The organism is Marinospirillum perlucidum (genome assembly GCF_003336805.1).
Classification (GTDB): Bacteria; Pseudomonadota; Gammaproteobacteria; order Pseudomonadales; family Halomonadaceae; genus Marinospirillum; species Marinospirillum perlucidum.
In genome coordinates, this window is sequence record NZ_QFWJ01000007.1 from 15,032 (window position 1) to 34,321 (window position 19,290).

The following is a 19,290-nucleotide window of genomic DNA, read 5'->3' on the forward strand; positions in this document are numbered from 1 at the left end:
CCAAGTTTCCAGCAGCTGGGATTCCCCAGCCATGATACATGTCAATGGATCACGATCATTCTAACTCAGAGCTAGAATGACCTGAACCTAAGTGTGCTGATTAAAAGGGAAAATGCGAATAAGAGTGACTGATTGGAGGTGTTTATGCATAGAAAACAACAACTTAGGTTGATGCGACAAACGGCCTCATCGACTAAAGTTTTAAGTTGTTGTTTTGCTTGGTTTACCTCTTGTTTAAAGGCGTAACTGCAAGTGGGGATTCACTACCTGACGCTCTTGTGATCTTTCGCAATAGTAAAAGTTCCATGACCCTTGAATAGGGGTCTGAATTCGGGACAAAACTTATCTCTATAGAGGAATGCAATCGGCTGAAAAAAATCAGAAAAAAAGTTAAAAAAGAAATTGACAGCCATGAAAAAGCCTGTAGAATGCGCAGCCACATGAGCGGGGTGGTTAGCTCAGTTGGGAGAGCACCAGCCTTACAAGCTGGGGGTCACTGGTTCGAACCCAGTACCACCCACCAATCATGTGCTTCCTTGGAAGTGAAGTTTGATGCGGACCGGTAGTTCAGTTGGTTAGAATGCCGGCCTGTCACGCCGGAGGTCGCGGGTTCGAGTCCCGTCCGGTCCGCCACTTAAACTTCTCCCCCCAAGATGCAGTAGTATGCTGCGGACCGGTAGTTCAGTTGGTTAGAATGCCGGCCTGTCACGCCGGAGGTCGCGGGTTCGAGTCCCGTCCGGTCCGCCATTTACTGTCTTCTTGTCTTCGGGTGGTTAGCTCAGTTGGGAGAGCACCAGCCTTACAAGCTGGGGGTCACTGGTTCGAACCCAGTACCACCCACCATACTCAGTAGCAAGTCTCCTCTATATCCTGCAAGTCTATCTCCAGTCTCTCTTTTTAGTGTTCTACTGACCGGTCGGTCAGGAATTAGCTGCTATAGTCATTGAACTGGTATCTTTCTGCGCCCATTTTTTAGCCTCTGCCGAGGTTCAGTTGTGGTGGGGCAATGATGCCGCTAGAATGCGACCTTGGTTTAAATTCAAGATCCAATTCATGACTGCTGCACGTATCTGGCGGGGGTAGGATGCAAGCTCAAACACAAGAAAGGCCTATCATAGAGGTCAAGAATGTCAGCAAGGCTTTTGGCGGCCTCCAGGTGATCAATGACTGCTCTCTGGATGTGGCTAAGGGTTCGATTACTGGCATGATTGGTCCCAATGGTGCGGGCAAGAGTACTCTTTTCAATATTATTGCCGGAACCCTGGAAGAGGATTCCGGACAGGTCTTGATGGAAGGGCGTGATATTACTCACGAAGCACCTGATCAGCTTTTTCATCAGGGTCTGCTGCGAACCTTTCAGATTGCTCACGAATTTTCTCATATGACTGCTCTGGAAAACCTGATGATGGTTCCTCCTGCGCAGGAAGGTGAAAACCTCTTTAGCACCTGGCTGAAGCCCGGACGGGTTCATGCCCAGGAAGAAGAGGTTCGTCGTCGGGCTCTGGAAGTCATAGATTTCGTCAACCTGGGCCACGTCAAGAATGAATTGGCTGGCAACCTCTCTGGTGGGCAGAAAAAACTGCTGGAGCTGGGTCGAACGATGATGACCGATGCCAAGGTGGTTTTGCTGGACGAGATCGCAGCCGGGGTAAACCGTACCCTGCTTGTTGACCTGGTCAGCAATATTGAACGTCTTAACCAGGAACTGGGCTACACCTTCCTGGTAATCGAACATGATATGGACATGATTGCTCGCCTATGTGATCCCGTCATCGTTCTTGCCCAGGGTGAGGTGATGATGGAGGGAAGCATCGAAGAGGTACGCAATAACCAGGAAGTAGTGGAAGCCTACTTCGGAAAGGCGGGCTAAGCTGCTGCAACCAATCGGAGAAATTCAACAATGTCGTTACTGAATGCAACCCAGGTTGAGGGTGGCTACGGTGGAATGAATATCCTCAAGGGCGTGGATATGGCCATCGACAAGGAAGACATCGGCGTGATTGTAGGCCCCAACGGGGCGGGTAAATCCACCATGCTTAAAGCCATTTTTGGTCTGGTAGAAGTAAATGGCGGTGATATCCAGCTAAGGGGCCAATCCATTGCCAACCTGGCACCCAACAAGCTGGTTGAGTTGGGGATGGGCTTTATTCCCCAGGAAAAGAATATTTTTCCCAGCATGACGGTAGAAGAGAATCTGGAGATGGGGGCTTACATCAAACCCCAGGAAACAGCCCGGATGCTGGAAAAAATCTATGGTTTCTTTCCTCCTCTAAAAGAAAAACGCAAACAGCCTGCAGGTGAGTTGTCCGGCGGTCAGCGGCAAATGGTTGCCATGGGGCGAGCCCTGATGACCGAACCGACACTGTTACTGCTGGATGAACCCACGGCGGGTCTTTCACCGCTCTACATGCAGGAAATCTTTGATCGCATAGTAGAAATCAATAAGGCCGGTGTTGGTGTTCTTATGGTGGAGCAGAATGCCAAACAGGCTTTGGAAATCGCGACCAAGGGGTTTGTTCTGGCCTCCGGTCAAAATCTTTATACCGACAGTGGACACAATCTGCTCAATGACCCGGAAGTAGCCAAAAGCTTTCTGGGTGGTTAATGTCCTGCCCCTAACCACGGGAGATAGAACCTTGAACGAGTTGGTCTTTTTTATCAATAAAGCTCTGATATCCGGTGCTGTGGCAGGATCCATCTATGCCATAGGCGCAGTGGGTGTCACCCTGGTTTTCAGTATTATGCGCTTTGCGCATTTTGCCCATGCCGACCAGATGACCTTTGGTGCCCTGATCGTTTTCTTTCTTACCGCCCTGTTTCCAGGTGCCGGAGCGGCCCTGGGGATTCCTACACCTTTATTGATGTTGCCTCTGGCAATGCTGGCAACCTCGGTACTGGCGATTGGAATTGACAAGGCTTTTTACAAGCCGTTGAGAGAACATGGGGTTAAACCCATCGTGATCGTGATAGCTTCCCTGGGTGTTACCCTGATGCTGCAGGGGATTATCCGGCTCTTTGCCGGTACCAGTTCACGTAGTCTCTACATCGAGGAAAGCAAAGCAATTTTTCGTCTGGATCTGCCTGGAGATTTGGCTTCCCGCCCTCTGGTTATTACCGAACCCCAGATTCTGTTGATTGTTTTCACCATTCTTGCTGTTTTTGGTCTGCATTTATTCCTCAATCGTACCCGCATGGGTAAAGCCATGCGCGCCATGTCGGACAACCCTGATTTGGCCCGGGTTTCAGGGATAGATACCAATAAGGTCGTGATGGTCACCTGGGTTCTGGCCGGTTGTCTGGCTGCGGCAGCGGGCACCTTCCTGTCCTTGGATGTCAGTCTTAGTCCTGATCTCAGTTTCTTCCTCCTGCTACCGATCTTTGCTGCTGCTATCGTGGGTGGCGTAGGCCATCCCTACGGTGCGATTGCAGGGGGATTTCTGGTGGGCTATGCCGAAACCCTGTCGGTCTTCAATTGGTCCGTTTTGTTGCGCCCGATTAACCACTGGTTTCCCGAATGGATGGAGATTCCCCGCAACCTTTCTCTGGTTGGCACCGAGTACAAGATAGTCGTGCCCTTCTTTATTCTGGTCGTCGTACTCATCTGGCGTCCTACCGGTATCTTTAAAGGGAAGGTGATCTGATGTTGGCCAAACTTTTCGATAAATATCCTGATCTGCCACTACGCGAACTGGTAGTGGCTGCTCTCGTTCTTGTCGCCCTCCTGTTTGTGTTTTTAAGTCAGGGCAATGCCTATAGCCTGCGCATGCTGGTTGAAGCCGCTTGCTACGCCATTATCGCCCTGGGTCTGACGATCCAGTGGGGGTATGGCGGGCAGTTCAATGCGGGTGTTATGGGTTTTGTGGCCCTGGGCGGTTTTTGTGCCATGTCTTTCAGCATGCCGGTGAATACCGAATTCTGGAATTCCGATCTGCCCGGACGCCTGGGACAAACTTTTCTCTGGGGACTGGTCGGTATTGCCCTGGTGGTGGCTGTTTCCCAGGTTCACCGTCTCGGGGTGCCCAAGAAACTGCGCACGATCCTGACTATAATTCTTGCCTTGATCGTATGGATGGTTTTCCGTTCCCTGTTTGACCCAGTGACTTCCGCGATCGAGTCGGAAGTCGATTTTGTCGGTGGCCTGGGTATGCCTGCCTGGATTGGCTGGTTGATGGGGGGTCTGCTGGCCGGTGTCGTGGGCTACTTTATCGGTCATATCTGTCTGGGCTTGCGCAGTGATTATCTGGCCATTGCCACCCTGGGGATTGCCGAGATCATCAAGGCTTTCCTGAAAAATGCCGACTGGCTGACTCGCGGAACAGCAACGGTCTCGCCGCTTCCCTGGCCAACGCCGGGACCCGGTGAACTGGGCTTTATCTGGGCCAGGTCGCTTTATCTGGTCATTACTGCAGTCATGATCGTGGCCATTTTCTATCTCTTGCAAAAAGCCTATAACGCCCCCTGGGGCCGGATGATCCGGGCGATTCGCGACAATGAGATTTCAGCAAGAGCCATGGGTAAGAATATCGAAAAACGCCGCCTGGAAGTCTTTGTCTTTGGCTGTGTACTCATCGGTATTGGTGGCGGAGCTTTGACCAGTTTCAATGGTATTTTTGATGCCACCGGTTATCTGCCGCTTAACCACACCTTCCTGGTACTGGTCATGGTCATCCTGGGTGGACCGGGTAATAACCTGGGAACCATTCTGGGTGCCTTGCTGGTTTATATTATCTGGGTCATGTCTGAGCCTCTCGCTCTTTGGATTATGCAGCTGTTTGCTGATCTGGGTAGCGGCGCTTTTGGCTGGGATGCACCGGATAATTTATCCAGTCGTGCGCTTCAGGCCCGGGTTTTTGTTATCGGTTTGCTGATAGTTCTGGTTCTGAGGTACGCCCCCAAGGGCTTGATGCCGGAAAAACTCAAGCACATCAGTTAAAATTGAACGGCTCCATTACATGGGGCCGTTTTTTTCTTCTCGGAGGTCAGAATGGAAGGTTTGACCGAACAGTTGATTGCCGATAACCACGCCAGTATCCGTCTGGCGGTTGCTCTCCTGCTAGGCATGTTGATCGGGTTGCAACGGGGATGGGTGGCCCGAGATCGTCAATCCGGCGAGCGCATTGCCGGGATACGTACCTTTTCGCTGGTCGGACTCTTGGGCGGGGTCGCTGCTCTTTTGAGTGATAGCCTGAGCGCCTGGATTTTGCCGGTTATTTTTCTGGGTGTAGTAGCCATCAGCCTGGTGGCTTATCGGGTCAAATCCGAGAAGATACAGGATTACAGCATCACCAGCCTGATAGGGCTCTTGCTGACCTATTGCTATGGTGCTCTGGCTGTGGCCCAGGATCCGGCGCTGGCGGCAGCTTGTGCTGTTATTACTGCCATCATTCTGGATAACAAGGAAGAAATACACGGGCTGCTGCATCACCTCCAGGCTCATGAGCTGGATGCCGCCTTGAAGCTGCTTTTGATCAGTGTGGTGTTTCTCCCTCTCTTACCCAACCAGAACCTGGGGCCAGGTGGGGCTCTCAATCCCTACGAAATCTGGTGGCTGGTGGTACTGATCGCTTCGGTTAGCTTTGTCGGTTACTTTGCCGTGAGGGTAGGCGGGGCCGAAAAAGGCATTCTCTTTACCGGCCTTTTTGCCGGCCTGAGTTCTTCGACGGCCCTGACCTTGCATTTTGCACGCCAATCCCGGCATTCGCCTCAGCTGTCTTCTCTTCTGGCTACGGGAATCCTGCTGGCCTGTGGCACCATGTTTCCCCGTATCCTGCTTTATGCCCTGGTGATTAACCCTGCCTTGCTGGATCAACTCTGGCTGCCGGTGCTGGTGATGACGCTGCTACTGTATTTGCCCGCTTTCTGGATTTGGCGATCGACTCACAGAGATTTGAAAATCAGCCAGCCCAGCTTAAATCAGAATCCTCTGGACCTCACCTCAGCCGTGGTTTTCGGGGGCTTGTTAACCTTGATTCTGGTGTTGGGTGAATGGTTGCGGGAAAGCCTGGGCAGTGCAGGCATCTATCTGCTGGCCGCCACCTCGGGCATTGCCGATGTGGATGCTATTACGCTATCGCTGACACGCATGGCTCAGGATCGAATAGACGAGGCCACGGCTGTTCTGGCTATTGTTCTGGCTGCCAGTGTCAATAATGCCATCAAAGCCGGTATGGCAATTTCTCTGGGAAGCGTGACCCTGGGTTGGAAGGTGGCTGCTCCCATGGCGTTGTCGTTAATGGCCGGGTTAGCGGTCGCCTGGTTGGTTTAAGAAACCTCTGATGAACTCTTGTTCGGCGACCCACATGGATGTAGGAAGTACTGGGATTGATCAGGAAGGAATTCAGCCCTAGCCAGCACTCATCACGTTTAACGCAGGCTTCTTAAGATGCAGTTGGTCTGATCAGAGGGGAGAGGCTAGGCATGCTAGTGTGCGGGCTAAAAATCGGGACAGGGTTTTTTAGTCGGGTATTTACAGGCATCCGAAACGCCTGGATACAGGGCCGATAGGCCCTGTATCAGGTTCAGGCAAAAGACTTAGAAGTCAATTTGGTCCTTGGTGACCAGTTCGCCATCAGTGATTTCCATCTCCACAACAACGCCCATGATGTCGCCGTTCTGGTCAAAGTCATGACGACCGGCAGCACCTTCGTAGTTGATATCCTTGCCTTCTGCCAGGAGTCGCTTGGCCTTTTCCCACTCACCAGGAAGAATGACTTCACCGGGAGCAGAGGCTACAGAGCGAACGGCATCAGATAGGCCTTCACGCGCATCACTGCCATTTTTCTCTACTGCCAGTGCCAGGATAAAGGCGGCATCGTAAGCCTGGGCAGCAAAGACGGCATTGGGGTCCAGGCCGGCTTCACGGGCTGCAGTTTCAAACAGCTCGGTGCCGGGCAGATCAGGAGAACCGGGACGTGTGGCAATCATGCCTTCCAGTACATCAGCCCCCAGAGCTTCGATCAGGCTATCACTGATCATGCCGTCAACGCCCACGTATTGGGAGAAGGAGCCACTTTCATGCGCCTGACGCAGAATGGTCTGGCCGGAAGAATCGGCATAGGCAAAGACGACCAGAGTATCGACCAGGTGAGAGGAGAGGGAGCCCAGCTCGGAACGATAGTCAGCGCGGTTGTCTTCGTGAGCCAGGTTGTCGGCAACATAGCCACCCAGGGACTCATAGGTTTCCACAAACTGATCGGACAGGCCACGACCATAGTCATTGTTGACGTAGGTGGCGACTACTTCATCAATGCCCTTGTTAATCAGCAGGTGGGCCAGAGCTTCGCCCTGAAAGGCATCAGAAGGAACGGTACGGAAAACCAGGTCGTCATCTTCAATAGCGGTCACTGCCGGAGCCGTGGAAGCTGGAGAAATCATGACCACGCCACCGGGAATACCCGCGTTGTTGGCAGAAGCCAGGGTTGCACCTGTACAGAGGGCACCAACGATAGCGGTAACTTTTTCCGAGTTGACCATACGGTCCGCTGCGTTGGAGGCTGCAGAGGAGTCGGCACAGGTGGTATCACCCGTAGGCATGGCAAATTCCTGACCATCCAAGAGGCCGCCTTGCTGGTTGACCTGATTCTGGGCCAGTTGAGCACCCTCGTGAATTGCTGGGGTCATGCCTTCGATCGGGCCGGTAAAGCCGCCGAGAAAACCGATTTTTACTTCAGCTTGCAGTTGGGCTGCACCCAAGACTGAGGCGGTCGCCAGCCCCAGACTCAGTAAAGTTTTTTTCATCATGATTCTTCTCTCTGTTTTATTACGAAGTATTCCCTGAACCTCGTTAATCTTGAGAGCTTTTTTTAAGAAAAACAAGGTCAAAATATTTCTAGCATTGGCATTAGGGCAGTGCAAGAACTCACGAGTCATTCACATGATCGTTTCAAACGTGCGCTTGAATATGAAGTGGGTTAGACTGGAAAAATTGATAAAAATAACTGTTGCAGGAGCCTAAAGAATGAGTCAAGAGACCTTTCCTCATGTGTTTGCCCCCCTGGATTTGGGCTTTACTCAATTGAAAAATCGGGTGTTGATGGGGTCCATGCATACTAATCTGGAAGAAACTCCGGGAGGTTTCGAGCGTCTGGCTGCCTTCTATGGCGAGAGGGCAGCCGCTGGTGTAGGCCTGATCGTAACCGGTGGTATTGCCCCTAACGATGCCGGAGTGGTTTTTCAGGGCTCGGCCAAGATGACCACACCCGAAGAAGCGGCCGAGCATCGCAAGGTTACCGAGGCTGTTCATGCAGCTGGTGGCAAAATCTGCATGCAGATTCTACATACCGGTCGCTATGCCTATTCACCCAATTTGGTGGCTCCCTCGCCCCTTCAGGCTCCCATCAATCCGTTTACGCCTAAGGAACTCACGGATGAAGGTGTTGAAGAACAGCTGGATGCTTATGTGAAGGCATCCAGCTTGGCTCAGGAAGCTGGCTATGATGGCGTGGAAATCATGGGCAGTGAAGGCTATTTGATCAATCAGTTTCTATCGTTAAGAACCAATCAACGTGAAGACCGCTGGGGCGGTAGTTTTGCCAACCGCAGCCGTTTTGCAATTGAAGCGGTAAAACGTGTACGTGCTGCTGTGGGCGAAAAGTTTATTATCATCTTTCGCCTTTCCATGATTGATCTGGTGGAAGAAGGCAGTAATTGGGAAGAAGTGGTGACCCTGGCCAAGGCCATTGAGAAAGCGGGCGCTAGCCTGATCAATACGGGGATCGGCTGGCATGAATCCCGGGTTCCCACCATTGCCACCAGTGTCCCCCGGGCTGCCTTTACCCAGGTAACCCAGCGGATGAAAAAAGAAGTCAACATCCCGCTAATTACCACCAACCGCATCAATATGCCGGAGGTGGCCGAGGAGGTACTGGCTGAGGGGCATGCCGATATGGTTTCCATGGCTCGCCCTTTTTTGGCGGATGCCCACTGGGTCAGCAAGGCGGCTGCTAATAAAAGCGATGAAATCAATACCTGCATAGCCTGCAATCAGGCCTGTCTGGACCAGATTTTTATGGGCAAGGTGACGTCCTGTCTGGTCAATCCGCGGGCTTGTCATGAAACCGAGCTGGTTTCAGCACCTGCTGCCCAAACGAAGAAAATAGCCGTGGTCGGTGCTGGCATGGCGGGCCTTTCCTGTGCCACCCAGGCGGCTTCCCGGGGGCATGAAGTGACTCTGTTTGAGAAGGCTGCAGAAATTGGTGGGCAATTCAATTTAGCCCGTCAGATTCCCGGGAAAGAAGAATTTAGTGAAACCCTGAGGTATTTCCGCAAGCAGGTGGAGCTAACTGGCGTTGACTTGAAATTGAATACTCAAGTAACTGCCGAGCAACTCAAGGGTTTTGATGAAGTAGTGGTAGCCACGGGCGTCACTCCGCGAATTCCCGCTATTCCCGGCGTCGATCACCCCAAGGTAGTGACCTATCCTGAAGCAATCCGCCACCCGGAAAATCTGGGTCAGCAGGTCGCTCTTCTCGGGGCCGGCGGGATAGGTTTTGATGTTGCCGAATTGTTGGTCAAGGTTCATGAAAGAGGTGAACCCCAGAGCAAGGAAGAGTTTTTCAAGGAATGGGGCGTGGATCTGGACGTCAGTCAACCGGGTGGGCTGGCCCAACCGGAAAAGCCTGCTGCCGCGCGCGAGGTTTACCTTTTGCAGCGTAAAAGCAGCAAGCCGGGTAAAGGCTTGGGGAAAACCACCGGCTGGATTCACCGGGCAGCTCTTAAAGCGCATGACGTCAAGATGCTGGCAGGCTGTGAGTACCTGAAGATTGATGATGAAGGCTTGCATCTACGCCTGGACGGAGAAGTTCACTGCCTAGCGGTGGACAAGGTGGTGCTCTGTACCGGTCAGGAAGAGGTCCAGGATCTCTATACCCAGTTGCAAGCCCAAGGGGTTTCCAGCCATCTGATCGGTGGTGCGGAAGTGGCCGCCGAGTTGGATGCCAAACGAGCAATTGAGCAGGGCTATCGACTGGGCATTCAGCTGTAGCTGCGAGGCCTTCAACCCGGTCGAACCGGGTTGAAGCTGCCCGAATGATCAGGCGCCGCTAGAAAAATACTGCGCCAGATAGTCGTCAAAGCTCATTTGTTCCTCAGCTTCCAGACTTGCCTGCTGTTGCAGAGAACTGGCCGTCAATTCACTGAAAAGCTGTTCCCTTGCTTTGTTCATGGGGCAAGTCAGAAGCTGCTCCCTTTGTGCCCGCGCTAACTGCAGGATAGCAGCTTGGTGGCCTCCGGTTTCCTTGATTAGCTCCATCAGACGCGCCGAAGGGGTCAGACTGACATCATCAACCCTTGCCTGTTGCTGTTCCAGCGCCGTGCAGAAAAGGGCTTCTTCTGGATGACTCTTATCCAGTAGCAGGGCTACGGCTTGTAATTCTTCCAGCAGAGCTGTGGCGGCCTCGCGCAGGGGAAGTTCTTCACTTTTACCGGCATTCATCCACCAGATACGGGTATCCGGGTGTCGGCCCTGGTTCACAACCCGCTGTTTATTGATTTCTACCTGCTTGCAGGCTTCATCGCTGAGTTGGGGGCTGGTTTCCAGCAGGCAGAAAAGCAGGAAGGTGTCCAAAAAGCGCATCTGGGCAGCGTCGATCCCACCGGGGATGAAGGGATTGAGATCGAGGCAGCGAACTTCGATGTATTCCACGCCTTTTTCCCGCAGGGCTTCCCCGGGTTTCTGGCCACTTTGAGTGACCCGCTTGGGGCGGATATCACTGTAGTATTCGTTTTCAATCTGCAGGATATTAGTGTTCAGCTGGCGGTAGTCGCCATCTACCTTGACCCCGATTTTTTCGTAGGTCGGGTGGGAGGTATGAATGGCTTCTTCCAGGGTGCTCAGGTAATTATCCAGGGAGTTGAAACAGATTTTCAGGCTGGCCTGAATCTTATTTTGATAGCCCAAATCTGACATGCGCAGACTGGTGGCCTCAGGGCCGCCCTGGGTATCGGGCGTGATCCGGCTCAGGGGATGATCTTGCTTGCCATCCAGGAAGCTGTCGTCCACGGCCGGGCTGGCTCCAAACAGGTAAAGGAGCAGCCAGGAATAGCGCCTGAAATTGCGGATCAGGGCAAAATACTTGTCCGAGCGCCAGGCAGCGTCCGCGGCCTCGGGTGACAGGCCTTCCAGTTCTGCCAAGAGTGGCCAGAGTTCATCGGGAAATGACAGGTTGTAATGCAGCCCGGCAATACTCTGCATGATGCGGCCGTAACGCCAATCAAGACCCTGACGATAGACCTCTTTCATGCGCCCCACATTGGATTGACCAAATTCTGCAATACGTACACTGGCATTACCGTCCAGCTTGCAGGGCATGCTGGCGGGCCAAAGTAATTCCTGGTGATCCAGGCGGCTCAGACTGAAACGGTGAAGATCCAGTAAAAAATCCAGAGAGTTTTCCCGACTGCTGCTGACCGGGGTAATAAATTCCAGCAGGGCTTCGGAGTAATCCGTGGTGATATGCGGGTGAGTCAGGGTGGATCCCAGCGCTCGGGGATGATCGGCCTGACTGATCTTGCCTTCGGGGGTCGTGCGCAGGGTTTCTTTTTCCAGCCCCCGGCGCAGATGATCAAAAAGCCCCTGACGGGCGGCCGGTTCAAGCTGGTGCAGGCGTTGAAGAAGTTCTTGAGTCACTGAGGCTGCCTTTTTGCAGGTTAGCAGTTGCTGGATACCAAAGATTGGAATGAGACTTGATGGGGCGAATCTTAGCCAGTTTCAGCAGCGACAACAAGCCGGGTCACAACCCCGGCTTATACTCTTGGGTCTAACTGCAAGAAGCGGTTATCAGGTGACAAGGACTCGAGCGCTCCTTGCCACCCTGCAGGGCGGGTTATTGTCCCAGAGTTTGTAGGTTGGACAAGGAGAGCAGGTGGGCATAGACCCAGGGTAGCCAGCCTTTATTGTGGAATTCCAGCACCTGGGCATCCTCCAGCTTCATGAAGGCTTCCTCGTTAATCACCCGAAAGTCCTTGAGAAGAAAGCTGTTGCCTTCGGTCCGGGTGACTTGCAAATCCCTTTTTTCCAAAAGCTCCAGTTCCACCAGCTTTTCCACAAAGGGGCGGGTGCGTTGCATTTCCTGGTGAACACTTTCCACGAAACCCAGTACTTTTTTCAGGTATTCTGCTTCTTCACCCTGTTCATTAAACAGAGGCTCGCCTTCACCTTCGGTGTTAAACCCCTTCCAGGAATCATCAAAGCAGAGAGTTAATTGCGAGGCATCATTGGAGTTGGCCAGAATAAAAGGATAACGGCGGATAAACGCTGGTATATAGGTGTTCTTTTGCCACTGGTTGGCGTCATTGATAAAGATATTCTGTTTTTCCGTATAGCCCAGGATAGCCACAGGTACCAGGGAGGCAGTATCGCCGGAAAAGAGGACTGGATAGTGGCGACAGGCACTGAAAAATTCACTGGCAGCTAGCGGTACGATGGGCGTGTTGCGGGCAAAGCTGTAATCATTGTCATAGGGTTTGAGGAAGTGGGACTTGTGTTCTTCCTTATTGACGGGGGTTATTTTCTGGTAAAAGAGCACTTCAGCCATGAGGTCACATCCTGTCTAAAAAAAGCGAGTAGCAGGAATACTACTGACCCCTGCCAGCAAAGAGAAGGGGGGCCGGATAATTCCGGTGAAGTATGCAGTAAATATGTTGGGGGAGCCGGGACAGGCCGGATTTGCCTGCCCCGAATTCAGGAGGTTATACGCGTGAACCCTGGGTACGGCTTTTGATCAGTGCCTTGAGTAGTAGTCCTCGGGTGATGAGGCCCAGTACCTTGCCATGAGAAACCACCGGATAGAGTTTGGGTTTATCCAGTTGCGACATGGTTTCAGCAACATCGATGATGTTGTCATCCGGCTTGACGGTAAAGACTTCCTTGCGCATGACATCCAGAACGCTGGCTTTGCTGGTACTGTGGTAGCTGGATTCCAGCATTTGATGCAGAAGGTCGTGTTCAGATACGAAGCCGACCAGTTCCTTGCGCTCATTGACTACGGGGGCACCCGGCAGTTGGTGCTTTTGCATGATGGCTGCCGCCTCTTCAACACTCGCGTTGGCCTCAACCGTGTAGTTATCGTAAGACATGGCGTCTTTGACCAGAATTTGTTGTGTCATGGTTTATCTCCTTGTTGTTTCCTGATGGCGAGTGTCCAGCTGAGCTGCGGCCGAGCGTAGAGCACTTCTCAAACCTTCTTCGATGACCGGATGGTAAAAAGGTAATTCCAAAAGCTGATTCAGCGTCATGCCAAGCTGAATGGACCAGGCTAAAAGATGAGCCAGATGCTCTGCTCTTGGCCCCAGCATTTCTGCTCCCAAAAGAGTGCCGTCTTTTTTATTAGCATAGACTCTTAGCAGGCCTTTGTTAACCAGCATGACACGCGAGCGTCCCTGGTTGGTAAAGTCGACTTCACCGATGGCCAGCTGCTCGGTACCCAGGCGCTTCTCCAGTTCCGGCAGGGTTTCGCCAATCAGTGCAATTTGCGGGTCGCTGAAAACTACGGCAAGAGGTGTGCGTCGCGGATACTCGTTGATATCTGGCCAGGTGGCAGCATTTTTTCCGGCCAGATGCCCTTCATCATTGGCCTCATGCAATAGGGGGCGATAGTTATTTACATCACCAGCAATAAAGATGGGTAGTGCTTGGCCCTGGTGATCTTTCAGTTGGCCCGTTTGGGGATTGAACAGGGGTTGTTTCCGGTTATCCAGTTGCAGATTGAGTACATCCAGGTTGAGGTTTTCCAGGTTGGGGCGTCGACCCGTAGCTGCCAGTAGATAATCAAAATATTCTTCTTTCTGTTGGCCATCCGGCAGAGTGAAACGAATCTTGACTCCCTGATCATCTAAACTCACCTGACTGACCTGAGCATCACTGAGTAATGAAAACTCTTGGTTGAATAGCTCTTCAGCCAAGGAGCGGATTTTGGGGTCGCTCAGCGGGCCAATTTTGCCACCGCGACCAAACAGGCGCATGCGCACACCTAGGCGATGGAGAGCCTGGCCTAGTTCAAGACCGATGACACCCGGACCAAAAACCGCGATTGAGTCTGGTAAATCAGTCCATTCAAAGATTTCATCGGTGGTGATGAGGCGATCCGCAGCAGCTTGCAGGGGCTCGGGAATTGCTGGGCTCGAGCCGGTTGCTATGACGATACTGGTGGCATGGATACGGTCACCGTTATCGGTCTCCAACTCGTTGGGGCCGATAAAATGAGCGTAGCTGCGCAGGCGATCCTCGCTGGGCCAGTTTTCAACGGTTTGGGCTGCCCCTGCAGCAAAACGATCTCTTTCCCGGCGCAGGCGTTCCAGGACGCGTTTACCATCGACCTGATAACCAGCGTTCAGTTGGATGCCCAACTGGTCGGCCTTTTGCATTTGATGTGCTGTTTCTGCTGCTGCAATCAAAAGCTTGCTGGGCATGCAGCCGACCCTGGCGCAGGTGGTGCCATAGGGGCCGCCTTCAATCAGCAGAACTTTCTTACCAGCTTTTTTAGCAGCATGGTAAGCCCCCATCCCTGCTGTTCCTGCACCCAGAATGGCAACATCTACCTTGAATTCTTGCATGCTTGGCCTCCCCAATATTAGTGTCTGTGCAAGTATGAGGCCTTCGCGGTACGGATTAAAGAGGTTCCTGGCTTGTTGTCACTTTCCCGGATCACTATAATTGGTTAACTTTATTTTCTTCGGGAGTTAACAAGTGGCTTATCTCTGGGGCGTTACCCTGCTTTGGGCTTTTTCTTTTAGTCTTATTGGTGTCTATCTGGCCGGTAGTGTGGATGCCTATTTTGCTGTTTTTACGCGAACACTTCTGGCTAGTCTGGTTTTTTTGCCGCTGTTGCGTTTTGCCCGCATCCCCTCAGCCCTGGCCATCAAGCTGATGCTGATTGGGGCCGTACAATTGGGTTTGATGTACATCTGTTTTTATCAGTCCTTTACGCTTCTGTCGGTACCTGAAGTCGTACTCTTCACCATCTTTACACCCGTTTATATCACGCTTCTGGATGATTTCTGGAAGCAGCGTTTTACCCCTTGGTATCTGGTAACAGCCCTTCTGGCGGTCGTGGGGGCCGGGGTGATTCGCTATAACGAAATCAGTGCGGATTTTGTGGCCGGTTTCCTGCTGGTACAGGCCGCCAACCTCTGTTTCGGTTTCGGCCAGGTGGCCTATCGTCGGGTGATGCTGGCTTACCAGCAAGAGAAGAATGAAGACCTGCAGCATCATGAAGTCTTTGGCTATTTCTACCTGGGGGCTTTCCTAACGGCTCTACTGGGTATGCTGTTATTTGGCAATTGGGATAAGCTGCCCTCCAGCCTGACTCAATGGGGTGTCCTCCTCTGGCTAGGTCTGGTTGCTTCAGGGGCCGGTTACTTCCTCTGGAACAAGGGAGCCACCCTGGTAGATGCTGGTGCTTTGGCGATTATGAACAATGCGTTGGTGCCCGCTGGCCTGTTGGTGAACCTTTTGATCTGGAATCGGGATGTGGATTTGCCGCGTTTGATTCTGGGGGGCTTGATTATCCTGCTGGCCCTGGTGGTGAATGAAGTCTGGGTCAAGCCACGTATCGAAGCCCGCGCAGGTTGAAGGCTGGTAATCTGTTTTTATTCAGTGTTTAATCGGGACTAAAGCATCTAGATTCGATGAAGGAGTTTTTGATGAAGCACTGGATAGCCGCAGGCGGTCTACTCCTGTCCGTCCTGCTGGTGGCTGCCCCGGCCCAGGCTTATTATGACGATTACAGTGATGTCTACCGCTATGCCGGTGGTGGCCTGCATATGTGGAATAACGGTGATGGTTCGGCCATGGGTGCCAAGTTGCATTACGGCCAGCAACTGGATGCCTTTGTGGGTGCCGAGGCTCAACTCGGTATTGCCGGCAGCACCGAAGAAGAAATCACCATGGATTGGCTGTTTGGTGGTTATCTGCGTTTTACCCTTCCCTTGAATGGTTTTACCCCCTTTGCCAAGGTCGGATTGACCAGTGTTTCCCTCAACGATGGTGACACCAGCACCACTGACTTTGGCTGGGGCTATGGCTTGGGTTTCGAGTTTGACCTGCCCTATTCCTCTTATGCCAGTATTGAGTATATGTCCTATTTAACCGCTGATGCTGAAGGTGTGGACACGAATTTGAATGCATTGACTCTAGGCGCAGGCTACAAATTCTGATGAAAAAAACCGGTTTTAAGAATATTGGCCTGATAGGTCGTCTAGGCAGCACCCGGGTGGTAGAAACCCTGAAGCGTTTGATGCGTTACCTGGATGACAATAATTACCAGATTATTGTTGAAGATCGTACGGCGACAGTGCTTCTCGGTCACGGTTTTCAGGAAGCCAATCGCAAGATGCTGGCCGAGATTTGTGACCTGGTGATTGTTGTGGGAGGGGATGGCAGTTTGCTGGGCGCGGCCAGAGCCATGGCCCGAACAGGTGTTCCTGTTCTGGGTGTTAACCGGGGGCGTTTGGGTTTTCTTACCGATATCAGTCCCGATGAGCTGGAAAGCCGTGTTGAAGAAGTCCTGGCTGGCAAATACACCTCGGAAAGGCGTTTTCTTCTTGATGCTGAAGTCATGCGCGAGGGAGAACCTATCGGTTCGGCTGACGGACTGAATGATGTCGTCCTGCATCCGGGTAAATCAGCCCGTATGATCGAGTTTGATCTCTACATTGAAGGCCAGTTTGTCTACAACCAGCGTTCCGATGGTCTGATCGTAGCTACTCCGACGGGTTCTACCGCCTATGCCCTTTCTGGGGGTGGCCCCATTATGCATCCCAAGCTGGATGCTCTGGTGTTGGTGCCCATGTTCCCCCACACCCTGTCCAGCCGCCCCATCGTTGTGGACGGTAATAGCGAAATCAAAATCCTGATTACCGAGACCAACGAAACCTATCCGCATGTTTCCTGTGATGGCCAGACCCATTTGGTGACCAAGCCGGGCGATGTGATTTATATCCGTAAAAAACCCCACAAACTCAAGCTGATTCATCCTCTGGGTCATGACTTCTACCAGATCTGCCGCAGTAAACTGGGCTGGAATTCTCAGCATAGTAATTACTAGTGAGTTTACGTATGCGTGGCTATGATCTCATTGGCGATGTGCACGGGTGTGGTAATACCCTCAGGCATCTGCTGCAGCTGATGGGATACCGGCATCAGGGTGGAGCCTGGCGGCATCCTCAGGGGCGCCAGGTGATTTTCGTTGGTGATATTGTTGACCGGGGTCCGCGAATTCGCCAGGCCTTGCATGATGTTCATGCCATGCTGGAGGCAGGAACGGCCCTCATGGTTCTGGGAAATCATGAATACAATGCCCTGGCTTATTTTACCCGGGATGCCGAAGGGCAACCGCTGCGTCCTCATAACCCCCGCCACCAGCGAGTGATCCAAGAAACGCTGGATCAGTTTGCCGCTTATCCGCAGGAATGGCAGGCATTTCTGCAATGGTTTCATAGCCTTCCCCTGGCTCTGGAAGTCGAAGATTTTCGCGTTGTGCATGCCTGTTGGGATCGGGAGGTCATGGACCCTTTTCTGGCCAAGTATCCGGACGCCTGCATGACACCGGAGTTTTTTCTGGATTCAGCCCGTCCTGGCAGTTTTGAATTCAAGGTGGTGGACCGTTGTACGCGGGGAACCTGGCTGCGACTGCCGGAAGGGGTTACGCAAAAAAGCGGTGATGGCTTTGTACGTGATCGCTTTCGAACCAGCTACTGGGTGGATCAGCCACGAACCTGGGGCGATGTGCTCTTTCAGCCCGATCGCTTGAGTCCCGAGCTGGAGAGTCGGCGTTTGAGCGAAGAAGAGCGCCATTATCTCAGCTACTATGCCCCGGATGAAAAGAAACTCTTCTTCGGTCACTACTGGTGCCAGGGTTTTCCCAGTATTATCCGTCCCAACCTGGCCTGTCTCGATTATAGTGCGGTCAAATATGGCCGTCTGGTGGCCTATCGTTATGATGGTGAGGCCAGCCTGGATGCAGGCAAGTTTGTCTGGGTTGAGGTCCAGCGGGACGAATTCCCACCCATGGATGAACTCAGGGCGGAAATGACCGCTGAAAAAAACCAGAAAATCTGAAAGCCTTGGGGAACTTCCGTATAATTCGTTTTTCCAAGCAGGTGTAGTTACCTCATGATGTTCCCTGCTTTGGCGACCCTGGTGTCGCCATTTTTTTGCCGGAAACCCAGCTGAATATGCTTAAACTCTTTGTACTCCCCCCGGATCAGGATCCCATGCCGCTATCACGGCATCTCTGGCAGGCGAAAATTGCCCATCGTGTCCTGCCGGATGAAAGCAGTGGTGGGCAAACCTTCTGGTTGTTAAATCCTGACCAACTGGAAGAATGCCGCGCAGCTCTGGAAGCTTGGCAGCAGGGAGCAAGGCCTCAAGGCCGGCAACGCACTTCTGGCCGCTCCTGGAGCCAACGGTTAAAGAAAGCTCCGGTCACGCTGGTGATCATGTCGCTGGCGCTGCTGGTCACCCTGGCTTTTGAAATTCTTCTGGGGCCGGTAGTCTTTCTGGCTGTATCTTTTACCCCCCTGTCTATTGAATCCGGCCAGGTCATCAGCCAACCCTTGAGTGCGACCCTGGCCAGTGGCCACTACTGGCGACTGATTACCCCCATCTTTCTGCATTTTGGCTGGATGCACCTGGTTTTTAACCTGCTCTGGGCCTGGATACTGGGTGAATCCATTGAAAGGCAACAGGGCAGCTTGCGCCTGCTGGTATTGATACTGCTGGCTGCCCTCTTGTCCAATACGGCCCAGTTTTGGGTGAATGGCTCCAGCCAGTTTGGCGGCTTATCCGGGGTGGTTTATGCTTATCTTGGTTATACTTGGCTCTGGGATAGACGCCACCCCGAGGCTGCTTTGGGCCTGACGCCTGGGCTGATGGCAATGATGCTGGGTTGGATGCTGCTGGGCATGACCCCTCTGGCTGCTAGCCTGGGGTTGAACATGGCTAATGAAGCCCACTTGGGTGGTCTGTTAACCGGCCTGGCTTTTGCTCTCTTGCCCTGGCCGACTCCACCGACTTCCACGACGAGGAACTCTTCTCCATGACTTTTGCGGAAATGATCGAAAAAATGACCCCGGATATCTACCAGGCCCTCAAGCGCGGCGTAGAACTGGGGAAATGGCCCAATGGCAAACTACTAACTGAAGAGCAGAAAAAGATCAGTATGGAAGCTGTACTGCGCTATGAAATGAATACGGGGATTCCGGAAGAGGAGCGAGTAGGTTATATCGCCCCCAAGCCCAAAAAGCCCGCTGTTAGCGAAGATCCGCTAAAAATTGTCGATTCCGGACGCTAGC

17 protein-coding genes and 4 tRNA genes are annotated in these 19,290 nt (G+C 52.6%); 16 read left to right on the forward strand and 5 right to left on the reverse strand.

The window, feature by feature from the left end; all coding sequences use genetic code 11:
* Nucleotides 1-447 precede the first annotated feature (447 nt).
* The 9 genes from DFK18_RS09805 to DFK18_RS09845 all read left to right on the forward strand — a co-directional run bounded on the left by DFK18_RS09805 (nt 448) and on the right by DFK18_RS09845 (nt 6,265).
* Nucleotides 448-523 (forward strand) — tRNA-Val (locus DFK18_RS09805).
* Between the two features lie 33 nt (nt 524-556).
* Nucleotides 557-633 (forward strand) — tRNA-Asp (locus tag DFK18_RS09810).
* A 37-nt stretch (nt 634-670) separates the two neighbouring features.
* Nucleotides 671-747, forward strand: a tRNA-Asp gene (locus DFK18_RS09815).
* A gap of 20 nt (nt 748-767) precedes the next feature.
* Nucleotides 768-843, forward strand: a tRNA-Val gene (locus DFK18_RS09820).
* Nucleotides 844-1,084: 241 nt separating this feature from the next.
* Nucleotides 1,085-1,870 carry an ABC transporter ATP-binding protein gene (locus DFK18_RS09825; RefSeq protein ID WP_114418085.1) on the forward strand — a complete coding sequence of 262 codons (786 nt, stop codon included), beginning with the start codon at nt 1,085-1,087 and terminating at the stop codon, nt 1,868-1,870.
* A 30-nt stretch (nt 1,871-1,900) separates the two neighbouring features.
* Nucleotides 1,901-2,605, forward strand: a complete 705-nt coding sequence (locus DFK18_RS09830) for an ABC transporter ATP-binding protein (RefSeq protein WP_114418086.1) — start codon at nt 1,901-1,903, stop codon at nt 2,603-2,605.
* Between the two features lie 31 nt (nt 2,606-2,636).
* Nucleotides 2,637-3,641, forward strand: a complete 1,005-nt coding sequence (locus DFK18_RS09835) for a branched-chain amino acid ABC transporter permease (protein WP_114418087.1) — start codon at nt 2,637-2,639, stop codon at nt 3,639-3,641.
* Nucleotides 3,641-4,933, forward strand: coding sequence for a branched-chain amino acid ABC transporter permease (locus DFK18_RS09840; protein WP_114418088.1), 1,293 nt, complete (start codon nt 3,641-3,643; stop codon nt 4,931-4,933). Before DFK18_RS09835 ends, DFK18_RS09840 begins: the two co-directional genes overlap by 1 nt.
* Nucleotides 4,934-4,984: 51 nt before the next feature.
* Nucleotides 4,985-6,265 (forward strand): MgtC/SapB family protein, encoded by a 1,281-nt coding sequence (locus DFK18_RS09845; RefSeq protein WP_114418089.1) that lies wholly within the window; start codon nt 4,985-4,987, stop codon nt 6,263-6,265.
* A gap of 266 nt (nt 6,266-6,531) precedes the next feature.
* Here DFK18_RS09845 and DFK18_RS09850 read toward each other — a convergent pair whose 3' ends face one another.
* Nucleotides 6,532-7,740, reverse strand: coding sequence for an ABC transporter substrate-binding protein (locus DFK18_RS09850; protein ID WP_114418090.1), 1,209 nt, complete (start codon nt 7,738-7,740; stop codon nt 6,532-6,534).
* Nucleotides 7,741-7,957: 217 nt separating this feature from the next.
* On the opposite strand from DFK18_RS09850, the gene DFK18_RS09855 reads away from it, so the two are divergent.
* A complete protein-coding gene (locus DFK18_RS09855) occupies nt 7,958-9,982 on the forward strand; it encodes an NADPH-dependent 2,4-dienoyl-CoA reductase (protein WP_114418091.1) in 2,025 nt (674 codons plus the stop codon).
* A 48-nt stretch (nt 9,983-10,030) separates the two neighbouring features.
* Here DFK18_RS09855 and gshA read toward each other — a convergent pair whose 3' ends face one another.
* The 4 genes from gshA to DFK18_RS09875 all read right to left on the reverse strand — a co-directional run bounded on the left by gshA (nt 10,031) and on the right by DFK18_RS09875 (nt 14,550).
* Nucleotides 10,031-11,626 carry a glutamate--cysteine ligase gene (gene gshA / locus DFK18_RS09860; RefSeq protein WP_114418092.1) on the reverse strand — a complete coding sequence of 532 codons (1,596 nt, stop codon included), beginning with the start codon at nt 11,624-11,626 and terminating at the stop codon, nt 10,031-10,033.
* Between the two features lie 196 nt (nt 11,627-11,822).
* Nucleotides 11,823-12,533 (reverse strand): SapC family protein, encoded by a 711-nt coding sequence (locus tag DFK18_RS09865; protein ID WP_114418093.1) that lies wholly within the window; start codon nt 12,531-12,533, stop codon nt 11,823-11,825.
* A 154-nt stretch (nt 12,534-12,687) separates the two neighbouring features.
* Nucleotides 12,688-13,104: a CBS domain-containing protein gene (locus DFK18_RS09870; protein WP_114418094.1), complete on the reverse strand. Its 417-nt coding sequence runs from the start codon at nt 13,102-13,104 to the stop codon at nt 12,688-12,690.
* 3 nt (nt 13,105-13,107) lie between these two features.
* Complete coding sequence (locus DFK18_RS09875; protein ID WP_114418095.1) at nt 13,108-14,550, reverse strand: dihydrolipoyl dehydrogenase; 1,443 nt, start codon at nt 14,548-14,550, stop codon at nt 13,108-13,110.
* Between the two features lie 133 nt (nt 14,551-14,683).
* Here DFK18_RS09875 and DFK18_RS09880 point away from each other — a divergent pair, with 133 nt between their 5' ends.
* The 6 genes from DFK18_RS09880 to DFK18_RS09905 all read left to right on the forward strand — a co-directional run bounded on the left by DFK18_RS09880 (nt 14,684) and on the right by DFK18_RS09905 (nt 19,289).
* Complete coding sequence (locus DFK18_RS09880) at nt 14,684-15,568, forward strand: carboxylate/amino acid/amine transporter (protein WP_114418096.1); 885 nt, start codon at nt 14,684-14,686, stop codon at nt 15,566-15,568.
* Nucleotides 15,569-15,639: 71 nt separating this feature from the next.
* A complete protein-coding gene (locus DFK18_RS09885; protein WP_162299749.1) occupies nt 15,640-16,152 on the forward strand; it encodes an outer membrane beta-barrel protein in 513 nt (170 codons plus the stop codon).
* Nucleotides 16,152-17,042: an NAD(+) kinase gene (locus DFK18_RS09890; protein WP_114418098.1), complete on the forward strand. Its 891-nt coding sequence runs from the start codon at nt 16,152-16,154 to the stop codon at nt 17,040-17,042. The genes DFK18_RS09885 and DFK18_RS09890 overlap by 1 nt, the downstream gene beginning before the upstream one ends.
* Nucleotides 17,042-18,055 (forward strand): metallophosphoesterase, encoded by a 1,014-nt coding sequence (locus tag DFK18_RS09895; protein WP_342769756.1) that lies wholly within the window; start codon nt 17,042-17,044, stop codon nt 18,053-18,055. Before DFK18_RS09890 ends, DFK18_RS09895 begins: the two co-directional genes overlap by 1 nt.
* Before the next feature lie 116 nt (nt 18,056-18,171).
* Nucleotides 18,172-19,038: a rhomboid family intramembrane serine protease gene (locus DFK18_RS09900; RefSeq protein ID WP_162299750.1), complete on the forward strand. Its 867-nt coding sequence runs from the start codon at nt 18,172-18,174 to the stop codon at nt 19,036-19,038.
* Complete coding sequence (locus DFK18_RS09905; protein ID WP_114418101.1) at nt 19,035-19,289, forward strand: DUF1315 family protein; 255 nt, start codon at nt 19,035-19,037, stop codon at nt 19,287-19,289. Before DFK18_RS09900 ends, DFK18_RS09905 begins: the two co-directional genes overlap by 4 nt.
* Nucleotide 19,290: the final 1 nt, after the last annotated feature.

Bases quoted from the DNA above. Each gene is read 5' to 3' on its own strand.
- DFK18_RS09850 (WP_114418090.1), bottom strand. From the start codon at position 7,740: ATGATGAAAAAAACTTTACTGAGTCTGGGGCTGGCGACCGCCTCAGTC.
- DFK18_RS09830 (WP_114418086.1), top strand. From the start codon at position 1,901: ATGTCGTTACTGAATGCAACCCAGGTTGAGGGTGGCTACGGTGGAATG.
- DFK18_RS09865 (WP_114418093.1), bottom strand. From the start codon at position 12,533: ATGGCTGAAGTGCTCTTTTACCAGAAAATAACCCCCGTCAATAAGGAA.
- DFK18_RS09875 (WP_114418095.1), bottom strand. From the start codon at position 14,550: ATGCAAGAATTCAAGGTAGATGTTGCCATTCTGGGTGCAGGAACAGCA.
- DFK18_RS09890 (WP_114418098.1), top strand. From the start codon at position 16,152: ATGAAAAAAACCGGTTTTAAGAATATTGGCCTGATAGGTCGTCTAGGC.
- DFK18_RS09870 (WP_114418094.1), bottom strand. From the start codon at position 13,104: ATGACACAACAAATTCTGGTCAAAGACGCCATGTCTTACGATAACTAC.
- DFK18_RS09840 (WP_114418088.1), top strand. From the start codon at position 3,641: ATGTTGGCCAAACTTTTCGATAAATATCCTGATCTGCCACTACGCGAA.
- DFK18_RS09855 (WP_114418091.1), top strand. From the start codon at position 7,958: ATGAGTCAAGAGACCTTTCCTCATGTGTTTGCCCCCCTGGATTTGGGC.
- DFK18_RS09900 (WP_162299750.1), top strand. From the start codon at position 18,172: ATGCTTAAACTCTTTGTACTCCCCCCGGATCAGGATCCCATGCCGCTA.
- DFK18_RS09885 (WP_162299749.1), top strand. From the start codon at position 15,640: ATGAAGCACTGGATAGCCGCAGGCGGTCTACTCCTGTCCGTCCTGCTG.
- DFK18_RS09845 (WP_114418089.1), top strand. From the start codon at position 4,985: ATGGAAGGTTTGACCGAACAGTTGATTGCCGATAACCACGCCAGTATC.
- DFK18_RS09825 (WP_114418085.1), top strand. From the start codon at position 1,085: ATGCAAGCTCAAACACAAGAAAGGCCTATCATAGAGGTCAAGAATGTC.
- DFK18_RS09905 (WP_114418101.1), top strand. From the start codon at position 19,035: ATGACTTTTGCGGAAATGATCGAAAAAATGACCCCGGATATCTACCAG.